Raw genomic sequence first — 19,309 nt, 5'->3', positions numbered from 1 at the left:
GGCGCTCCGCGTCGAGCAAGGTCGGCCGAGGGCATGGGAGCAGCCAGCGATGATCCAGATCACCGGACTGACCAAGGTCTATCGCAAGGGTGCTCCGCCCGCGCTGCTCGATCTGACCTTCGACGCCCGGCCCGGCATGGTGACCGCACTGCTCGGAGCCGAGGGGGCGGGGAAGTCCACCGCGCTGCGGCTGATGCTCGAACTCGAACGCGGCCAGGGCGTCACCCTCTTCGGTGGCCGCCCCTATCGCAGGCTCCGCCACCCCGAGCACGAGGTCGGCGTGCTGCTGCCCCGCCCGGCGGAGGGCACCGCCGCGGTGGCCGGGCACCCGGGCCGCACGGCGCGCAGCCATCTGCGCATGCTCGCCGCGGCCGTCGGCGTCCCGGCCCAGCGGGCCGACGAACTGCTGGAACTGACCCGGCTGGCCGCCGTCGCCGGGCAGCGGCTGCGCACCTTCTCGCCGGGCATGAACCGCCGCCTGGCGCTGGCCGCCGCGCTGCTCGGGGACCCCGGCACGCTGCTGCTGGACGGCCCCGCCGAGGGCCTGTCGCCGCGCAACGTCGAGTGGTTCCACTCTTTCCTGCGCTCCTTCGGCGCCGCCGGCGGGACTGTCCTGGTGACCACCGGCACCCCGCAGGAGGCCTCACAGCTCGCCGACCGGGTGGTCACCCTGGACCGTGGCCGCCTGGTGGCAGACCAGCCGGTCGCGGAGTTCCGGCGGACCAGGCTCAGCCCCGAAGTGGCCGTCCGGGGGCCGCAGATGGCGCGGCTGGCGGACCTGCTGGTCAGTCAGGGCGCCGAGGTCCGCCGGGACGGCAGCGCGGGGCTCGCGGTGGCCGGCATCGACCGCACCGAGATCGGTGAACTCGCCTACCGCCACGGGATCCTCCTGCACGAGCTGGCCGACCGGATGGTCGAGCAGCCGGCCCCGCGGGTGGTCCTGCCTGTCGGCTCGGACCGCTCCGGCCGCCTCCATCCGGGGCCCGAGGCCGACCCTGTCCCGGAACTGGCCGCCGGGCCCGTCCCGGTCCAGGCCGTGACGACCCCGGCCGAGCCTCCGACGGTCCCCGCCCCGGCCGAACCGGCCACCCCCGTCACCTCCACCACCGAGGCCACCACACCGAATCGCCAGGTGCCCCGCCGCCTCCAGGAGGACGGCTCCCCGCCCACCCGCGCCCTGCCCGTCGTGGCCCTCACCGACTCCCTCGACACGGCCTCCCTCCACGCTGCCGGGCTGCCGGTCCTCGGCGCGCCCGTCCGCCGGCCTGCGCCCGCACCCGCCGCCCGCCGCCCCGAGCCGAGCGTGCAGACCGGCCTCGGCTCCGGCACCGGTCCCGGCACCGCCGAACCCGTTCCCGTCGTGGCCGTCGACCGGCTCTTCCGCGACGAACCGGCCCCGGCCGAGGCACCGGTCCGGGGCCGCCCCCCGGGCAGCCGGACCAGCGCCGACACCCTGCCCACCGACGACACCGTCCACCTCCGCCGTCCCGCCCCGGGCCTGCCCGCTGCCCAGCGCCCTGCCACCCAGCGCCCCGTCACCCAGATCCCCGCCATCCAGACCCCCGCCCACCCCGACGACCACCGGAGCGAGTGAACCGTGCGCGTCCTGGCCTACGAGCTGCGCCGCCTGTGCGGCCTGCGTTCCACCTGGCTGCTGCTCGCCGCCGTGCTGCTCGGCGACGCCGCCCTGGCCGCCGTCCTGGCGAACCGGACATCCCCGGACGGCCCGCTGGCCGCCGCAGCCGGGGTGCGGCTGCTGACCGCCACCGTCCCGCTGATCCCGCTGCCCTTCGCCGCGCTCGGCGCCGGGCTGCTGGGCGCGCTCTCGTACGGGCACGAGGTACGTCACCCGGGGCTGTCGGCCTCGCAGGTGTCGTACCCGCGCCGGGTGCGGCTGCTGCTGGCCAAACTGCTGGTGATCGGCCCGGCGGCGGCGCTGCTGGCGCTGGCCACCCTGCTGCTCGACACGGTGGCCGTGTATCTCGCGCTGCCGGGTGGGGTCACCGTGGCGGCCTGGGCGGACCCGGCCGCGCTGTCGGACCGGGTCGCCGGGGCGCTGACCGGCACCGGGCTGTCCGGGCTGTCCGACCTGCCGGGCGCGTTCGCCCCGCTGGGGCTGGTGGCCGGCCACGGGGTGCCCGCCGCGCTGCTGGCCTTCGTCCTGCTGACCGTGGCGGCGGGCTGGACCGGCGTGCTGACCGCCTCGTTGACCCGCAGCGCCGCGGCCGGGGCCCTGCTGCTGTGCGCGCTGCCGCCGCTGCTGGAGTCCGGCGTGGCCCTGCTGCTGCGTCATACCGGCAGGCCGTGGCCGGGCCGGGCGGCCGAACTGCTGCCGTTCCAGTCCGGGATCGAGTGGTCCCACGGCTGGGTGTACGGCGGGGCGCGTGAGGCGGCGGCCGAGAGCCTGACGCTGAGCGACCCGGTCCTGCTGGCCGCGGTCGCGGCCCCCGGGGCGGTCCTGCTGCTCGCGGCCCTGCTCGTCCAGGCCCGCCGCCGCACCCTGTAGGGCATCCCGCAGGGCTCGCTACGGGATGCCCTACGGGCCCGCGGCGCCCTCAGCGACGCGCCTCGGACAGGCCCCCGTCGCGGTGCGCCAAGATCGACCGACAGTGACCGCAATGCGCGTTTCTTCCTGATAAGAAGTCAATTATCCAGTCACGGCCGATCACCCTTTCGTGTGCTTTTCACGAGAATTCTCAAGCCACGCCTGCCGATCGCCGACAAAGGAGGCGTGAGTACCCTTGCGCACCCCACCATGACCCCCGCCCGTTCCGCCGAAGGGCCCATCCACGGCCCCGGCGACCTGGACCGCTTCTCGTACGCCGACCGGCCGACGCCGCCGGCGCCCCGCTGGGAGGGCGCCGAATCCGACATCGCCCGGGTCGGCCGCAAGACCACCAGCAGCCGCGGCCGCGGCCTGCACGGCCAGCTGGTCCAGCAGCTGGGCCAGATGATCGTCTCCGGCGACCTCGGGGCCGACCGCCCGCTGGTGCCCGAGGAGATCGGCCAGCGGTTCGAGGTCTCCCGGACCGTCGTCCGCGAGTCGCTGCGGGTGCTGGAGGCCAAGGGGCTGGTCAGCGCCCGGCCGAACGTCGGCACCCGGGTCCGTCCGGTCGGCGACTGGAACCTGCTCGACCCGGACATCATCGAGTGGCGCGCCTTCGGCCCGCAGCGGGACGAGCAGCGCCGGGAGCTGTTCGAGCTCCGCTGGGCGATCGACCCGCTGGCCGCCAGGCTCGCCGCCGGCCACGGCCGGGAGGACGTCCAGCAGCGGCTGGTCGAGCTGGTCGAGATCATGGGCCACGCGGCCTCCCAGGCCGATCTCTCGACCTACACCCGGGCCGACGCCGAGCTGCACGGCCTGGTGCTCCAGATGGCCGGCAACCGGATGCTGGAGCACCTGTCCGGGATCGTCGCCTGCGCCCTCCAGGTCTCGGGCGGTCCGGCGATCTCCTGCGAGCGGCCCTCCGAAGCCTCGGTCGGCCTGCACGCCCGGCTGGTGGAGGCGCTGGGCGCCGGCGACGGCACCGCGGGCGAGGCCGCGATGCGGGCGCTGCTCACCGTCCATCCCGAGATCGAGCCGTCCGTTCCCGCGCCCCGGGAGCACTGATCGGGCTGTTTCGACGAGCGGAGGCGCCGGACCGCGGCGGCCCGCTCCGCCAGGGCCCTCCGGCCGCACCGCGCGGCGCAGCCGGAGGGCCTCCGCATGCCGTCGCGGCGTCGCCCCCGGGCGGCCGGGTCGGTCGAGGCGGGCCGGGTCCGGCCAGGTCCAGTCGGGTCCATGACAAATGATTCGTCCGCGAGTGCGCGATGATGGAAGCGGCCCCGGGTCGCGGGCGCCGAGTGATGTGACCCGCGACACGAAGGCCATGCGTAACACTTGACGAGTAGCAGCGATGTGTCCTGAGCGGAAGCAGCTCCGGAATACTCCAACATGTCAGAATGCTGTGTTGGTCCGCGGCGCTGCTGCCGTCCTGCAAACCCAGTCCTCAAGCCCGAGTCGGTCGGAATCGACACCGCGCGCCTGACGCGCGATCTCCTTCCCCGCCCGCTCGGGCGGCCGGTACGGGTTCGAGTCCACTCATCGTCCGAGAGGTTGTTCGTGTCGGCCAGCACATCCCGTTCGCTTCCCCCCGAGATCGCCGAGTCCGCGGCTCTGCTGGCGCTCATCGAGCGGGGCAAGGCCCAGGGGCAGATCGCCGGTGACGACGTGCGCCAGGCGTTCGAGGCGGACCAGATCCCGGTCACCAAGTGGAAGAACGTCATGCGCAGCCTCAATCAGGTGCTGATTGAGGAGGGCGTGGACCTCATGGTCAGCGCGGCCGAACCGGCCGCTGCCAAGCGCAAGAGCGTCGCTGCCAAGAGCCCCACCAAGCGCACCGCCACCAAGGCTGTCACCACCCGGACCCCGTCGGCCCCGACCAAGCCGCCCGTGCGGATCGCCCCCGGCGCTCCCGTCGCGGCCGCCGCGGCCTCGGCCCCCACCGTCTCCGCCGAGATCACCGTCGAGACGACGGGCACCGTCGTCTCCGAGCTGAAGGCGGCTCCCGCCAAGAAGGCCGTGGCCAAGAAGGCCGCTGCCAAGAAGACCGCCGCGCCGGCCAAGAAGGCCGCCGCCAAGAAGACCACCGCCAAGGGCGCCAAGGGCGACGAGGAGCTGCTCGGCGAGGACGAGCTGCTTGAGGACGTCGCGCTGCCCGGCGACAAGACCGAGGCCGAGGGCACCGGTCCGGAGGAGGAGTCGGAGGGCTTCGTCCTCTCCGACGACGACGAGGACGACGCGCCGGCCCAGCAGGTCGCCGTCGCCGGTGCCACCGCCGACCCGGTCAAGGACTACCTGAAGCAGATCGGCAAGGTCCCGCTGCTCAACGCCGAGCAGGAGGTCGAGCTCGCCAAGCGCATCGAGGCCGGCCTGTTCGCCGAGGACAAGCTCTCGGCCGCCGACAAGCTGGCCCCGAAGCTCAAGCGCGAGCTGGAGATCATCGCCGAGGACGGCCGCCGGGCCAAGAACCACCTGCTGGAGGCCAACCTCCGCCTGGTGGTCTCGCTGGCCAAGCGCTACACCGGTCGCGGCATGCTCTTCCTGGACCTGATCCAGGAGGGCAACCTCGGTCTGATCCGTGCGGTCGAGAAGTTCGACTACACCAAGGGCTACAAGTTCTCGACCTACGCCACCTGGTGGATCCGCCAGGCGATCACCCGCGCCATGGCCGACCAGGCCCGCACCATCCGCATCCCGGTGCACATGGTCGAGGTCATCAACAAGCTGGCCCGCGTCCAGCGCCAGATGCTCCAGGACCTGGGCCGCGAGCCCACCCCGGAGGAGCTGGCCAAGGAACTCGACATGACCCCCGAGAAGGTCATCGAGGTCCAGAAGTACGGCCGCGAGCCGATCTCGCTGCACACCCCGCTGGGCGAGGACGGCGACAGCGAGTTCGGTGACCTGATCGAGGACTCCGAGGCGGTCGTCCCGGCCGACGCGGTCTCCTTCACCCTGCTCCAGGAGCAGCTGCACTCGGTGCTGGACACCCTGTCCGAGCGCGAGGCGGGCGTGGTCTCGATGCGCTTCGGTCTGACCGACGGGCAGCCGAAGACCCTCGACGAGATCGGCAAGGTGTACGGGGTCACCCGTGAGCGCATCCGCCAGATCGAGTCGAAGACCATGTCGAAGCTGCGCCACCCGTCGCGCTCCCAGGTGCTGCGCGACTACCTGGACTGATCGACGGCAGTCGTTCCACGCGAAGGCCCGGAGCCGCACGGCTCCGGGCCTTCGCGGCTTCCGGGGCCCGGGCGTGTCAGCGTCCGGGTGGTGGTTGTCCCTCGTCCGGGTGGCGGCACGGCGGGAAGCGGTCGCACCGTGTAGCCGGTCACCTACGCTGTGGCGGTTGCCTGCTTCCGAGCCTCCTGGAGTCACGGTGCCGACCGAGCCGGACCGCACTGACCTGCCGACGCCCACCCCGTTCCCAGCAGACCTCGCCGACCTCGCGGACCTCGTGGACCCGGCCGACCCGGCCGTCGCCCGGTCGGGCCGCCGTCGGAGGGTCGCCGCCCTGGCGCTGCTCGCCGCCGTGCCCGTCCCGCTGGTCGCGCTCGGCGGCGCGGCGCCGGCCGAGGCGCAGCGCCGGGTGGTCGGCGGCACCGCGGCGAGCACCACGGACCACCCGTGGATCGTGGCGCTGTCCAGCCGCCAGCAGTTCGGCAGCGGCCGTTCCGGCCAGTTCTGCGGAGGTGCGCTGGTCACCCCGACCAAGGTGGTGACGGCCGCGCACTGCTTCTACGACGAGACCAGGGGCCGGGTCGACCGGCCGGGCCTCCGGGTGATCGTCGGCCGGGACGACATGCGCGGCACGGCCGGACGGGAGGTGGCGGTGCGGTCGGTCTGGATCCACCCCGACTACTCCTTCGCCGCCAACATGAACGACGTGGCGGTGCTCACCCTCGCCGACTCCCAGGGCGCCAGGCCGGTGGTCGCGCTGGTCGGCCAGGGCGAGACCGCGCCGTACGTGGCCGGCACCACGGCGCACGTCTTCGGCTGGGGTGACACCACCGGACGGGGCGACTACTCGCCGACACTGCGCGGGGTGGACGTGCCGATCGTGCCGGACCGGACCTGTGCGCAGGCGTACCCGGGCGGGCAGGACGGCAAGTTCGACGCCCGGGGCATGGTCTGCGCGGGCGAGCAGCGGGGCGGCAAGGACGCCTGCCAGGGCGACAGCGGCGGCCCGATGATCGTCGATGGCCGACTGGTCGGCCTGGTGTCCTGGGGGACGGGCTGCGCCGAGGCGGCCCACCCGGGCGTCTACACCAGGGTGTCCTCGGTCGCGGACGCGGTGCGCTCGGCGCTGTGAGCATCGCGACGGGTGAGCGGCCGGTCACATGCTGACGCCGTGCGCTGACATGGCGTCAGATCGAGGCGGGCGGGCCGTGGAAGGCCTCCCGGAGCGCAGCAGAGCCGGGCGACCGGCCCCCGAAGGGGCTGGCCGCCCGGCTCACCGGTCGCGCGCGGTGCGCGGCCGGACACAGCTCGACGCCGACTGCTGGGTGGTGGAACCCGGGATCAGTGCCCGGGATCAGCGCTCGTCGTCTGTGGCCGTAGCGCTGGTGGTGGTGGTGAGACGGCCGCTCTCGTCCTGTATCTCCACGGCGATCTTCTTGAGCTCGGGCTCGAACTTCCGGCCGTGGTGGGCACAGAAGAGCAGCTCTCCGCCGCTCGCGAGTACGACGCGCAGGTAGGCCTGGGCGCCGCAGCGGTCGCAGCGGTCAGCCGCGGTGAGCGGGCTCGCAGGGGTCAGAACAGTAGTCACGTCGCCTCTTCTCTAGCTCGACGAGCTGTCGTACCAGGGTCAACATCCAACCAGGCCGAAAACGTTCCCGCTCGTGGCTTTTCTTCTTTGAGGATTCTGCTGTGTTGATGAGGACGTGCCCCGGGCGCCGGTGGTTCATGCGTGCCGGATTCCGGGATCCGCCCATCGCTCGAACGCCCGATCGGGATCGGGTGCGAGGTCCGCGTAGCATAATCCTCTGCCGGGTTGGAGCATAAGCCCCGCCCCGGGCCCCGGTAGCCTGCATAACGGCAGTTCCGGAGCCTGCGCCGGGTCCCACGATCCGCCAGGACCGGTGGTACCGGGAGGAGATGGCGCCCCCGGGGACCGCACCCGGGTGCGGTGCTTGTTCGCGCAGCGCGTACAAGCTGCGCGGGGCCCGCCCGTCGTGCTGTGCACCCGGCGCAGGGGCTCGGGCACGCAGGGCGACGGATGTCGGTGCGGCGTGCTGCACTGGCGTTTGGTCCGGATGCGTACGGATGTGACCGATGAGACAGAACTTCACCGAGGAGAGTGCCGCGTGAGTGCCGAAACGACCGTGCCGTCCGCGCTGCTGGCCGGCGACGACGGTTCCAACTACACCGCGCGGCACCTGCTCGTCCTGGAGGGCCTGGAGGCGGTCCGCAAGCGCCCCGGCATGTACATCGGCTCGACCGACAGCCGCGGTCTGATGCACTGCCTCTGGGAGATCATCGACAACTCCGTCGACGAGGCGCTGGGCGGCTACTGCGACCGTATCGACGTCGTGCTGCACCCCGACTCCTCGGTCGAGGTCCGGGACAACGGGCGCGGCATCCCGGTCGACGTCGAGCCCAAGACCGGGCTGTCCGGCGTCGAGGTCGTGATGACCAAGCTGCACGCCGGCGGCAAGTTCGGCGGTGGCTCCTACGCGGCCTCCGGCGGTCTGCACGGCGTCGGCGCCTCGGTCGTCAACGCGCTCTCCGCCCGCCTGGACGTCGAGGTGGACCGCAGTGGGCACACCCACGCGATCAGCTTCCGCCGCGGCACCCCCGGCATCTTCACCGAGACCAGCCCGGACGCCCCCTTCGAGCCCGGCAACGGCCTGACCAGGACCCGCAAGGTGCCGAAGACCCGCACCGGCACCCGGATCCGCTACTGGGCGGACCGGCAGATCTTCCTCAAGGACGCCAAGCTCTCCCTGGAGACGCTGCACAGCCGCGCCCGGCAGACGGCCTTCCTCGTCCCCGGCCTGACCATCGTGGTCCGTGACGAGCGGCTCACCGAGAGCGAGCAGATCGAGGAGTCGGTCTTCCACTACGACGGCGGCATCGCCGAGTTCTGCGAGTTCCTGGCCCCCGACAAGCCGGTCTGCGACGTGCTGCGACTGCACGGCGAGGGCACCTTCAAGGAGACCGTGCCGGTCCTGGACGACCTCGGCCACATGACGCCCACCGAGGTCACCCGCCACCTCGGCGTGGACATCGCGCTGCGCTGGGGCACCGGCTACGACACCACCCTGCGCTCCTTCGTCAACATCATCGCCACCCCCAAGGGCGGCACCCACGTCACCGGTTTCGAGCGCTCGCTGGCCAAGACGGTCAACGAGGCGCTGCGCGCGAGCAAGATGCTGCGGGTCGCCGAGGACGACATCACCAAGGACGATGCCACCGAGGGCCTCACCGCGGTGGTCACCGTCCGGCTCGCCGAGCCGCAGTTCGAGGGCCAGACCAAGGAGGTGCTCGGCACCTCGGCGGCCAACCGGATCGTCGCCGCCGTCGTCGCCAAGGAGCTCAAGGCCTTCCTCACCTCGGCCAAGAAGGACCAGAAGCTCCAGGCCCGCGCCGTGCTGGAGAAGGTCGTCGCGGCCGCCCGCACCCGGGTCGCCGCCCGCCAGCACAAGGAGGCCCAGCGCCGCAAGACGGCGCTGGAGACCAGCTCGCTGCCCGCCAAGCTGGCCGACTGCCGCAGCGACGACGTCGAGCGCAGCGAACTGTTCATCGTCGAGGGCGACTCCGCGCTCGGCACCGCCAAGCTCGCCCGCAACTCCGAGTTCCAGGCGCTGCTGCCGATCCGCGGCAAGATCCTCAACGTGCAGAAGGCCTCGGTGAGCGACATGCTCAAGAACGCCGAGTGCGCCGCGATCATCCAGGTGATAGGGGCCGGCTCGGGCCGCACCTTCGACATCGACCAGGCCCGCTACGGCCGGGTCATCTTCATGGCCGACGCCGACGTCGACGGCTCGCACATCCGCACCCTGCTGCTGACCCTCTTCCACCGCTACATGCGGCCGATGGTCGAGCAGGGCCGGGTCTTCGCCGCCGTGCCGCCGCTGCACCGGATCGAGCTCACCAACCCCAAGCGCGGCCAGGAGAAGTACCACTACACCTACTCCGACGCCGAACTGCGTTCCACGCTGCTGGAGTTCCAGCGCAAGGGGCTGCGCTGGAAGGACCCGGTGCAGCGCTACAAGGGCCTGGGCGAGATGGACGCCGACCAGCTGGCCGAGACGACCATGGACCCGCGCCACCGCACCCTGCGCCGGATCAACCTGGGCGACCTGGAGCAGGCCGAGCGGATCTTCGACCTGCTGATGGGCAACGACGTCGCCCCGCGCAAGGAGTTCATCGTGGACTCGGCGGCCACCTTGGACCGCTCGCGCATCGACGCCTGACGCGCGCCGTCCGGCCGGGCCCTCCACCCACGGGTGGAGGGCCCCGCGCGTTGGGGATCCACCCGCGGTCCACCCCGGCTCCGATCAGCGGGAACCGCCGCCTCCGTAGCGTCGGAGAGGTCAGCAACAAGCCTCTCCTCGGGACGGAGAAGTCCGATGACCACCCTCACCAACCTCCTCGTGATCGCCGCGGCGGTCGTCCTGGTGGTCCAGCGCCAGATGCGGGCCCAGCGCCTGGACACCGAGCGCCGCTTCTGGCTGCTTCCGCTGATCCTGGGCGCGCTCGCACTGCGGGACCCGCAGATCATCGATCACCAGCACACCGCCCTCTCGGCGGTCCTGTTGGTCGCCGGACTGGTCGCGGTGCTCGCGATGGGCTCGGTCTGGGGCTGGACCGTACGGCTCTGGCGGGCCGCGGACGGCTCGGTCATGGCCAAGGGCACCAAGGCCACCGTGGCCGCCTGGATCGGGATGATCGCCATCCGGATCGGCCTGTACGGGATCGGCGAGGCCCTGCACGTCCACCAGTCCGGCAGCTCCCTGATGCTCGGCATGGCGGTCCTGCTGCTGGTCCGCTCGCTCGTGGTGAACTGGAGGGCCCGGACGCTGGAGCCCGCGCCGCCGACCGCCGTCCTGCACTGAGCCCGCCGTCGCACCGCACCGATCCGTCGCCCCGAGCAGCCGAGGAGGAACCCGTGTCCGGGTCGTACTGGACCCGCTGGCCGTCCCGCGAGGGGATGGAACGCGAGGCCGAGAGCCGGCCGCGGCGGGTCCTCACCGTGCTCGGCCGCATCGTGCTGGTGACCACCGTCACCTGGGGGACCTTCGCCGATGCCAGGTTCGCCGGCTGGTCGGCGGTGGCCGCGACGGCCGGACTGGTCGCCGCGTTCGGGCTCTGCGCGGCCTTCCTGGACGCCACCCGGAAGCAGCGCCCGCTGCCCTCGTACCTGCTGACCGGCGCGGTGTTCGGCGCCGCCTGGCTGGCCAACGCCGGCCGGGCCACCCTGCTCGCCGACGTGCTCTGGTACGGCCTGGCGGTGATGGCCCTGGTCCGGATGCCGCTCGCCCTCGGGCTGGCCGCGGCGGCGGCCTCGCTGGCCTCGTACGCGGCGGTCACCACGTCGAGCGGGCTCAGCATCGCCGCCACCGTCGGCGGGATCACCCTGCTCGGCTACCTGCTGCGGATGGACGTCGAGGCGCGCGGCACCTCCCGCCGGCTGCTCGCCCAGGAGCGGGCCGCCAGGGCCGCCGAGGCGGAGAGCGCGGCGCTCGCCGAACGGGCCAGGATCGCCCGGGAGATCCACGACGTGCTCGCCCACAGCCTCTCCGCGCAGCTCGTCCACCTGGAGGCGGCCCGGCTGATGCTGGACGCCGGGACGGACCGCGAGCAGATCCGCGAACGGGTCGTCGCCGCCCGACGGATGGCGCAGGACGGGCTGGCCGAGACCCGGCAGGCGCTGTCCGCGCTGCGCGGGGAGCTCACCCCGGTCGGGGAGTTCCTGGTCGAGCTGGCCGAGCGGGAGCGCGCCGCCCTCGTCGTCACCGGCCCGCCCCGCCCGATCGCCGCCGAGGCGGCCCTCGCGGTGCGGCGCACCGCGCAGGAGGCGGTGACCAACGTCCGCAAACACGCGCCCGGAGCCCGTTGCGCCGTCGAACTGCGCTACCTGGAGGGGGCGGTGGAGCTGGAGGTGCGCAACCCCAGGACGCCGCGCGGGGATTCGCCGGGAGAGCTGGCCGACAGCGGCAGCGGGTACGGTCTGCTGGGAATGCGCGAACGCGCGGAACTGCTCGGCGGCACCCTGCTGGCGGGCCCGGAGGACGGAGGGTGGCGCGTGCTGCTGCGGGTGCCGGCATGACGGTTTCGGGGGTCACCAGGGTTCTGGTGGCGGACGACCAGGCGGTGGTGCGCGAGGGCATCGTGATGCTGTTGGGGCTGCTGCCCGGCATCGAGGTGGTCGGCGCGGCGGGCGACGGGGAGGAGGCCGTCACCCTGACGGAGCGTCATCACCCGGACGTGGTCCTGATGGATTTGCGGATGCCGCGCTGCGACGGCGTCGAGGCGACCAGGCGGATCCGCGCGGCACACCCGGAGACCGAGGTCGTGGTGCTCACCACCTACGCCGATGACGAGTCGCTGTTCCCGGCGCTCCAGGCCGGGGCGCGCGGCTACCTCACCAAGGACGCCGGCGCCGAGGAGATCGCCAAGGCCGTCGCGGACGTCCGCTCGGGCGCGGCCGGACTCTCCCCGAAGGTCCAACTCCGTTTGCTGGAAAGACTTTCGGAGCAGCACGGCCGTCCCGCTCCGGCCGCCGAGCGGCCCCCCGCCCGGCCGGTGGAACTGCCCGACGGGCTGACCGCCCGGGAGGCCGAGGTGCTGGCGCTGATCGCCGAGGGGCTGTCCAACGCCGAGATCGCCGGGCGGCTGTTCGTCAGCCAGGCCACGGTGAAGACCCACATCAACAACCTGTTCGCCAAGACCGCGGTGCGGGACCGGGCGCAGGCGGTCGCCTATGCCTTCCGACACGGAATCACCGGTACGCAGCAGTAGTCGGATGAGTGTCTGTCGGATGATCGATCACCTCATCGAGTGAACGTATCTGCGATGGTCAGGGGCGGTTCCCGGGGGCCGCCATCATGGTTCGGGTCAGGAACATCCGGCCCCAGGAGCAGCAGTGCCACAGCAGCAGACGAGCAGTCCCGGATCGGGACAGCAATTCGACTGGTGGGCCGCTCCGGCCGCCGGCAGCCCCGTTGAGTCCGCCGAGCCATCGGCTGCGCACCGCCGTACGGCGGTACCGGCGCAGTCGGGCCCCGACCGTACGGACCACGTCCGTACGGTCCAGTCGGCAGAGGCGGTCGTCGAGCCCGTGGCCGTCGGCGCGCCGGTCCACGGGCCCGCCGACGAGCCGTTCGCCCAGAGCGCCCCAGTCGATCCCGCGGCCCCGGCCGCACCGCACGCGGCCCTGGTGCCGCTCGCCGACGCGCCCCTCGACGAGGAGCCGTTCGCCGACAGCACCGAGGTGTACCGGGCGGTCCAGGCCAGCGAGACGTTCCGTCAGATCCGGCGCAGCTACCGGACGTTCGTCTTCCCGATCACCGGCGGCTTCCTCGCCTGGTACCTGCTGTACGTCGCCGCCCAGGCCGGGGCCCCCGACCTGATGCGCCGCGAGGTGGCCGGTCCGCTCAACGTGGCCTGGCTGCTCGGTCTTTCGCAGTTCGCCTCGACCTTCCTGCTCGCCTGGCTCTACGCCCGCAACGCCCGGACCAAGCGCGACCGCGCCGCCCTGGGCCTGCGCTGGGACACCCAGGACCAACTTCGATGACGACCCTGATGCCCGCCATGCTCACCATGCCCACCGACCTGGCGAAGGCGGCGGTGCGGACCGCGGTCTCGACCGCCACCCCGCCGCCCGTCGCCCCCACCGGCGACCACCACTCGCTCGCCATCGCGCTGTTCGCCGTCGTCGTCCTGGTCACCCTGGGGGTCACCCTCTGGGTCGGCCGCCAGGGCAACGCCGCCGAGGACTTCTTCGCCGGTGGCCGCGACTTCACCCCGCTCCAGAACGGCTTCGCGCTCTCCGGGGACTACCTCTCCGCCGCCTCCTTCCTGGGCGTCGCCGGCCTGATCGCGCTGTACGGCTACGACGGCGTGCTGTACAGCATCGGCTTCCTGGTCGCCTGGCTCGTGGTGCTGATGCTGGTCGCCGAACTCGTCCGCAACGCCGGCCGGTACACCCTCGCCGACGTGCTCGCGCTGCGGCTGCGCCGCCGCAAGGTGCGCGCCGCGGCCGGCGGGGCCAGCGTCGTGGTCACCCTGCTCTACCTGGTCGCCCAGATGGTCGGCGCCGGTTCGCTGGTCGCCCTGCTGCTCGGCACCGGCAGCCCGCACGCCCGCACCTGGACGATCATCGCGGTCGGCGCCCTGATGATCGTCTACGTCACCATCGGCGGGATGCGGGCCACCACCTGGATCCAGATCATCAAGGCCTTCCTGCTGACCGGCGGTTCGGTGCTGCTGACCGTGCTGCTGGTGGTCCGCTTCCACGGCGACCTCGGCGAGCTGATGCGCCAGGCCGCCGCGCACAGCGGCGCCGGGCACCGCTACCTGGAGCCCGGGCTCAAGTACGGCGGCAGTCTCACCAGCCGGCTGGACTTCGTCAGCCTCGGCCTCGGCCTGGTGCTCGGCACCGCGGGCCTGCCGCACATCCTGTCCCGCTTCTACACCGTGCCCACCGCGCGGGCCGCCCGCCGCTCCACGATGTGGGCGATCGGGCTGGTCGGCAGCTTCTACCTGATGGCCATCGTGCTCGGCCTCGGCGCCACCGCGCTGATCGGCTCGGCCGAGGTGCACCGCGCCAACTCGGCCGGCAACACCGCCGTTCCGCTGCTCGCGCTGGTGCTCGGCGGCGGCAACGGCAGCACCGGCGGGGTGGTGCTGTTCGCGCTGATCTCGGCGATCGCCTTCGCCACCATCCTCGCCGTGGTCGCCGGGCTGACCCTGGCCTCCTCGGCGGCCTTCGCCCACGACATCTGGGCCGGCGCCTGGCGCGCCCGGCCGTCGCGCGAGCTGGAGAAGCAGGGTCGCGGTCGGCGCCGTCGGGGCGAGGCCGTCCCGGCCTCCCGGTCCGCGAAGGAGTCGGTGTCCGAGGTCAGCGAGCAGCAGGAGGTGATGGTCGCCCGGATCGCCGCCGCCGGGATCGGGGCCGCGGCGATCGTGATCAGCCTCTTCGCCCAGCAGCTGAACGTGGCCTTCCTGGTCGGTCTGGCCTTCGCCGTCGCCGCCTCCTCCAACCTGCCGGTGCTGTTGTACAGCTTGTTCTGGTCGCGGTTCACCGCCCGCGGCGCGGTCTGGGCGGTGTACGGCGGGCTGATCCCGGCGATCGCGCTGGTGATCTTCTCGCCGGTGGTCTCCGGTTCCCACGAGGCGCTCTTCCCGGGCCTGGACTTCCACTGGTTCCCGCTGGAGAACCCGGGCATCGTCTCCATCCCGCTCGGCTTCCTGGCCGGGTGGATCGGGACGGTCACCTCGTCCGAGCCCACCGACCCGGACCGGTTCGCCGAGCTGGAGGTGCGTGCACTCACCGGTGCGGGCGCGGCCTGAGCCGCCGTGCCCGGGGAACCCCGGCGGGCCTGGGGCCGCCGGGGTTCCCCCCTGTCGTTCTCCGGCCGTCCGGAGCACCGCTACGAGCGGGCCGCCAGCCCGTAGCGGTGCTCCGGGCGGCCGGTGTCGCCGTACCGCAGGGTCAGCCGCAGCCGGCTGTCCCGTTCCAGCTGCTTGAGGTAGCGCTGGGCGGTGGAGCGGCTCAGGCCGGTGGCGTCGGCGACCTCCTGGGCGGACAGCGGCCGGCCGGCCCGGCGCAGCACCCCCAGCACCAGGTCGGTGGTGGGCGCCGAGTGGCCCTTGGGCAGCGCCCCGGCCGGGGTGGCGGCGCTGCGCAGGGTGGCGAACAGCCGGTCCACCTCGTCCTGGCCGGCCTCCCTGGCCGGTGCGGCGAGCGCGTGCCGCAGCTGCGCGTACGCCACCAGCTTCTCCCGCAGCCCGGCGAAGGTGAACGGCTTGACCAGGTACTGGAGCGCGCCGTGCTGCATCGCGGCGTGCACCGTCGACACGTCCCGGGCGGCCGTCACCATCATCACGTCGCAGGCCACCTGGCGGTCCCGCAGCCGGCGCACCAGGGCCAGGCCGGTCTCGTCGGGCAGGTGGTGGTCGAGCAGCAGCAGGTCCACCGGGCGGCGCTCCAGGGCGGCCAGCGCCTCCCCTGCCGAGTGCGCGGTGCCGGTCACCCGGAAGCCCGGGACCTTCGCCACGTACGCGGCGTGCACATCCGCCACCCGGAAGTCGTCGTCCACCACGAGTACGTCGATCATCACGCCTCCACGAGTCGGGTGTCGAGCAGGGCCTCGGGCAGCTCGACGGTGAACCGGGCGCCGCCGAGCGGGCCGGTGTCGAGCACGATCCGGCCGCCGGTGCGCTCGACCAGCCGGCGCACCATCGCCAGGCCGAGCCCGCGCGGACGGTGCGCGGGCGCGTCCTTGCTGGTCCACCCCTCCTCGAAGACCTGCTCGCGCAGCTCCTCCGGTACGCCCGGACCGCTGTCCGCGACCTGGAGCAGCAGCGTGGAGCCGGCCGCCGCCAGGCTCACCACCACCCGGCCCCCGCCGCCCGCGGTCAGCGCGTCCACCGCGTTGTCGACCAGGTTGCCGAGCACCGTCACCAGCGCCCGGGCGTCCACCACCGTGTCCGGTAGGTGCGCCGCCGGGGCCAGCGTCAGCCGAACCCCGCGCTCGCCCGCCACCGAGGTCTTGCCCGCCAGCAGTGCCGCGACGTGCGGGTCCCGCACCTGCTCGGCGATCCGCGCGGCGACCACGGCGTGCGAGCCGGACTGCTCCGAGATGAACGCCACCGCCTGCTCGTGTCGGCCCAGTTCCAGCAGGCCCAGCAGGGTGTGCATCCGGTTGGCGTGCTCGTGGTCCTGGGCCCGCAGCGCCTCGGTGAGGCTGCGGGTGGTGTCCAGCTCGCGGACCAGCGACTCCAGCTCGGTGCGGTCGCGCAGGGTCACCACCGCGCCGCCCTCGGGCGTGGCCGTCCGGTTCACCACCAGCACCCGGTCGTCCCGGACGGCCGGCAGGTCGGCGCCGGTGATCCGCCCGGCGAGCACGTCCGCGAGCCGGCCCGGCGGCAGCACCGCGCCGATCGGGCGGCCGGTGCAGTCCTCGGGCAGGCCGAGCAGCCGGAAGGCCTCGTCGTTGGCCAGCCGGATCCGGCCGCGTTCGTCCAGCGCCACCATGCCCTCGCGGATGCCGTGCAGCATCGCCTCCCGCTCCACCAGCAGCGCGGAGATGTCGGCCAGCGCGATGTTGTGGGTGCGGCGCTTGAGACGGCGGGCCAGGACGAGGGTGGCGAGCGTCCCGGCGGCCAGGCCGGCGCCCGCGCACAGCAGGATGCCGGTGAGCATCGTCAGCAGCCGGCGGCGGATCGAGTCGTCACTGATGCCGACCGACACCTCGCCGACGATCCGGCCGTCCGCCATCCGCAGCGGCACCTTGCCGCGGGCGGTGCGGCCCAGGGTGCCCTCCTGGATGGCGGTGACGCTGCGTCCGCTGAGGGCGGGCTCCGGATCGGTGCTGACCCGCTGGCCGATCCGGCCCGGGTCGGTGTGCGAGAGCCGGATCCCGTCCAGGTCGGTGACCACCACGAAGCTGGCGCCGGTGGCCAGCCGGATCTGCTCGGCGTTGCGCTGCGCGGCCACCACGTCGCGGGTGGCGGCCGCCCGGGCGATGCTCTCGTCGGCGGCGGTGGCCTGGGCGATCGACAGCGCCCGCTGCATCGCGTCGTGGTCCAGCTCGCTGCTGACCGGGGCCAGGAACAGTCCGGCGGTCACGGCGGTGACGCCGACGGTGACGAGGGTCTGGCTCAGCAGCAGCTGGGCGAAGACCCGGCGGGGCCAGCGAGGGAGCTTCATCCGGGCCTCCGTTTCCTGGGTGTCTCCGTGTCGGGGTGCTTCGGGGTGTTCCGGTCAGCGCGTCCCCGCAGTTGTAGCGGAAGCAAAACGAGCAGAACACCCCTCTATGCGGAGAAGTCGCACTACGCGAAGAAGGCTCCCGCCGGGGCCGGGCCCGCTCCTACCGTTCCGGGGCAAGCACAGACCCGGGAGGAAGAGCATGACCGAGACCCCGGCGATCGAGCTGACCGGCGCGACCAAACGGTTCCGCACCCCCTCCGGGGCGCTGCACACCGCCGTCCGCGATCTCGATCTGACCGTCGCCCAGGGCGAGTTCGTCGCCGTCGTCGGCCCCACCGGCTGCGGCAAGTCCACCACGCTGACCCTGGTCAGCGGCCTGGAGGAGCCCACCGAGGGCGAGGTCCGGGTGTACGGCGAGCCCGTGCGCGGGATCGACCCCAAGGTCGGGTTCGTCTTCCAGCAGGACGCCGTCTTCCCCTGGCGCACCGTCCTGTCCAACGTGATGGCCGGCCCGCGCTTCCGCGGCGTGCCCGCCGCCGAGGCCAGGGAGCGGGCCCGGGACTGGCTCGGCCGGGTGGGCCTGGCGGCCTTCGAGGACCGCTACCCGCACCAGCTCTCCGGCGGCATGCGCAAGCGCGTCGCGCTCGCCCAGACCTTCGTCAACGACCCGGCGATCCTGCTGATGGACGAGCCGTTCTCGGCACTGGACGTGCAGACCAGGGCCCTGATGTCGGACCAGCTGCTGGAGCTGTGGGCGGGGACCGGCTCGTCGGTCGTCTTCGTCACCCACGACCTGGACGAGGCCATCGCGCTCGCCGACCGGGTCGTCGTGATGACGGCCGGACCGGCCACCGTCAAGGAGGTCTTCACCGTCGACCTGCCGCGCCCGCGCACGGTGGAGGCCGTCCGGCTGGAGCCGAGATTCGTCGAGCTGTACCGCGAGATCTGGGCCTCGCTCGGCGAAGAGGTCCGCATCACCCGGGAGAGAGGAGCGGGTCGTGCCGCTTGAGACCACGTCCGCGTCCGCCGCTGCGGGGAAGTCCTCCGCCGAGGGGAAGTCCGCGGCCGTCACGACGAGGACCGAGGCCCGCGAACGGGCCGCCCGCAACCGGAAGTTGCGCGTCTACGCGGCCCGGGTCGCGGTGCTGCTCGCCTTCCTCGGCCTGTGGGAGCTGTGCGCCCGGACCGAGGTGATCGACCCGTTCAACTTCTCCCAGCCGTCGAGGATCTGGGAGCAGATCCGGCAGTGGGTCACCCACGGCACCGCCCAGGGCTCCCTCGGCGAACAGATCGGCTACACCCTGTACGAGGCGCTCACCGGCTGGGTGATCGGCGTCGTCGGCGGCGTGCTGTTGGGCATCGCGCTCGGCCGGATCCGCTTCCTGGCCGACGTGTTCGGGCCGTACATCAAGGTGCTCAACGCCATCCCGCGGATCGTGCTCGCGCCGATCTTCCTGATCTGGTTCGGCCTGGGCCCGGCCTCCAAGGTCGCCTCCGCGGTGGTGCTGGTGTTCTTCCCGGTGTTCTTCAACGCCTTCCAGGGCGCCCGCGAGGTGGACCGCAACCTCGTCGCCAACGCCCGCATCCTGGGCGCCGACAACCGCAAGGTCACCCTCCAGGTGGTCATCCCCGCCGCCACCACCTGGATCTTCACCAGCCTGCACGTCAGCTTCGGCTTCGCGCTGATCGGCGCCATCGTCGGCGAGTACATCGGCGCCACCAAGGGCCTGGGCCTGCTCGTCGCCGCCGCCCAGGGCACCTTCAACGCCGCCGGGGTGTACGCCGCCATGACCATCCTCGCCGTCGTCGCGCTGCTCACCGAGGGGCTGCTGACCTTCGCCGAGAAGAAGCTGTTCCGCTGGAAGCCCGCCGACGCGGGCGACGGCCGCTGA

General features: G+C 73.0%; 16 protein-coding genes. 13 read left to right on the top strand and 3 right to left on the bottom strand.

Going from position 1 to position 19,309, the window contains the following annotated elements; all coding sequences use genetic code 11:
• The first annotated feature begins 49 nt into the window (after positions 1-49).
• The 5 genes from QWJ13_RS25540 to QWJ13_RS25520 all read left to right on the top strand — a co-directional run bounded on the left by QWJ13_RS25540 (position 50) and on the right by QWJ13_RS25520 (position 6,848).
• Positions 50-1,594, top strand: a complete 1,545-nt coding sequence (locus tag QWJ13_RS25540) for a DUF8746 domain-containing protein (protein ID WP_316527299.1) — start codon at positions 50-52, stop codon at positions 1,592-1,594.
• A 3-nt stretch (positions 1,595-1,597) separates the two neighbouring features.
• Positions 1,598-2,506 (top strand): hypothetical protein, encoded by a 909-nt coding sequence (locus QWJ13_RS25535; RefSeq protein WP_316527297.1) that lies wholly within the window; start codon positions 1,598-1,600, stop codon positions 2,504-2,506.
• A 171-nt stretch (positions 2,507-2,677) separates the two neighbouring features.
• Positions 2,678-3,610, top strand: a complete 933-nt coding sequence (locus tag QWJ13_RS25530) for a FadR/GntR family transcriptional regulator (protein ID WP_316527296.1) — start codon at positions 2,678-2,680, stop codon at positions 3,608-3,610.
• A gap of 486 nt (positions 3,611-4,096) precedes the next feature.
• Positions 4,097-5,719, top strand: coding sequence for an RNA polymerase sigma factor (locus tag QWJ13_RS25525; protein WP_316527295.1), 1,623 nt, complete (start codon positions 4,097-4,099; stop codon positions 5,717-5,719).
• A 196-nt stretch (positions 5,720-5,915) separates the two neighbouring features.
• Positions 5,916-6,848 carry a S1 family peptidase gene (locus QWJ13_RS25520; RefSeq protein WP_316527294.1) on the top strand — a complete coding sequence of 311 codons (933 nt, stop codon included), beginning with the start codon at positions 5,916-5,918 and terminating at the stop codon, positions 6,846-6,848.
• Positions 6,849-7,070: 222 nt separating this feature from the next.
• On the opposite strand, the gene QWJ13_RS25515 is transcribed toward QWJ13_RS25520, so the two are convergent.
• Positions 7,071-7,304 (bottom strand): DUF7455 domain-containing protein, encoded by a 234-nt coding sequence (locus tag QWJ13_RS25515; protein ID WP_316527293.1) that lies wholly within the window; start codon positions 7,302-7,304, stop codon positions 7,071-7,073.
• Positions 7,305-7,842: 538 nt separating this feature from the next.
• Here QWJ13_RS25515 and QWJ13_RS25510 point away from each other — a divergent pair.
• From QWJ13_RS25510 to QWJ13_RS25485, 6 genes are all read left to right on the top strand, one after another.
• Positions 7,843-9,954, top strand: coding sequence for a DNA gyrase/topoisomerase IV subunit B (locus QWJ13_RS25510; protein ID WP_316527291.1), 2,112 nt, complete (start codon positions 7,843-7,845; stop codon positions 9,952-9,954).
• 156 nt (positions 9,955-10,110) lie between these two features.
• Positions 10,111-10,596, top strand: a complete 486-nt coding sequence (locus QWJ13_RS25505) for a CcdC protein domain-containing protein (RefSeq protein ID WP_316527290.1) — start codon at positions 10,111-10,113, stop codon at positions 10,594-10,596.
• Between the two features lie 53 nt (positions 10,597-10,649).
• On the top strand, positions 10,650-11,810 hold the full coding sequence (locus tag QWJ13_RS25500) for a sensor histidine kinase (RefSeq protein WP_316527289.1): 1,161 nt from the start codon (positions 10,650-10,652) through the stop codon (positions 11,808-11,810).
• Positions 11,807-12,502 (top strand): response regulator transcription factor, encoded by a 696-nt coding sequence (locus QWJ13_RS25495; protein ID WP_316527287.1) that lies wholly within the window; start codon positions 11,807-11,809, stop codon positions 12,500-12,502. The genes QWJ13_RS25500 and QWJ13_RS25495 overlap by 4 nt, the downstream gene beginning before the upstream one ends.
• A gap of 124 nt (positions 12,503-12,626) precedes the next feature.
• On the top strand, positions 12,627-13,277 hold the full coding sequence (locus QWJ13_RS25490) for a DUF485 domain-containing protein (RefSeq protein ID WP_316527286.1): 651 nt from the start codon (positions 12,627-12,629) through the stop codon (positions 13,275-13,277).
• Positions 13,274-15,055 (top strand): solute symporter family protein, encoded by a 1,782-nt coding sequence (locus QWJ13_RS25485; RefSeq protein WP_316527284.1) that lies wholly within the window; start codon positions 13,274-13,276, stop codon positions 15,053-15,055. Before QWJ13_RS25490 ends, QWJ13_RS25485 begins: the two co-directional genes overlap by 4 nt.
• 80 nt (positions 15,056-15,135) lie before the next feature.
• On the opposite strand, the gene QWJ13_RS25480 is transcribed toward QWJ13_RS25485, so the two are convergent.
• Both QWJ13_RS25480 and QWJ13_RS25475 read right to left on the bottom strand, forming a co-directional pair.
• A complete protein-coding gene (locus QWJ13_RS25480) occupies positions 15,136-15,822 on the bottom strand; it encodes a response regulator (RefSeq protein ID WP_316527283.1) in 687 nt (228 codons plus the stop codon).
• Positions 15,822-17,417, bottom strand: a complete 1,596-nt coding sequence (locus QWJ13_RS25475; RefSeq protein ID WP_316527282.1) for an ATP-binding protein — start codon at positions 17,415-17,417, stop codon at positions 15,822-15,824. Before QWJ13_RS25475 ends, QWJ13_RS25480 begins: the two co-directional genes overlap by 1 nt.
• A 199-nt stretch (positions 17,418-17,616) precedes the next feature.
• Between QWJ13_RS25475 and QWJ13_RS25470 the strand changes: the two genes are divergently transcribed.
• Together QWJ13_RS25470 and QWJ13_RS25465 are read left to right on the top strand one after the other, a co-directional pair.
• The gene (locus tag QWJ13_RS25470) at positions 17,617-18,426 is read left to right on the top strand and encodes an ABC transporter ATP-binding protein (RefSeq protein WP_049650781.1); all 810 of its coding nucleotides are present in this window, start codon (positions 17,617-17,619) and stop codon (positions 18,424-18,426) included.
• Positions 18,416-19,309 carry an ABC transporter permease gene (locus tag QWJ13_RS25465; protein ID WP_316527281.1) on the top strand — a complete coding sequence of 298 codons (894 nt, stop codon included), beginning with the start codon at positions 18,416-18,418 and terminating at the stop codon, positions 19,307-19,309. The genes QWJ13_RS25470 and QWJ13_RS25465 overlap by 11 nt, the downstream gene beginning before the upstream one ends.

The organism is Kitasatospora brasiliensis (assembly GCF_032654805.1).
Lineage (GTDB): Bacteria > Actinomycetota > Actinomycetes > Streptomycetales > Streptomycetaceae > Kitasatospora > Kitasatospora brasiliensis.
Note: the sequence above shows the minus strand (reverse complement) of the source record. Positions and strands in the feature narration are given on the sequence as shown.

What these genes read in the sequence shown, in the direction of transcription:
- QWJ13_RS25540 (WP_316527299.1), top strand. Translation starts at nt 50, where the DNA reads ATGATCCAGATCACCGGACTGACCAAGGTCTATCGCAAGGGTGCTCCG.
- QWJ13_RS25505 (WP_316527290.1), top strand. Translation starts at nt 10,111, where the DNA reads ATGACCACCCTCACCAACCTCCTCGTGATCGCCGCGGCGGTCGTCCTG.
- QWJ13_RS25495 (WP_316527287.1), top strand. Translation starts at nt 11,807, where the DNA reads ATGACGGTTTCGGGGGTCACCAGGGTTCTGGTGGCGGACGACCAGGCG.
- QWJ13_RS25485 (WP_316527284.1), top strand. Translation starts at nt 13,274, where the DNA reads ATGACGACCCTGATGCCCGCCATGCTCACCATGCCCACCGACCTGGCG.
- QWJ13_RS25480 (WP_316527283.1), bottom strand. Translation starts at nt 15,822, where the DNA reads ATGATCGACGTACTCGTGGTGGACGACGACTTCCGGGTGGCGGATGTG.
- QWJ13_RS25475 (WP_316527282.1), bottom strand. Translation starts at nt 17,417, where the DNA reads ATGAAGCTCCCTCGCTGGCCCCGCCGGGTCTTCGCCCAGCTGCTGCTG.
- QWJ13_RS25470 (WP_049650781.1), top strand. Translation starts at nt 17,617, where the DNA reads ATGACCGAGACCCCGGCGATCGAGCTGACCGGCGCGACCAAACGGTTC.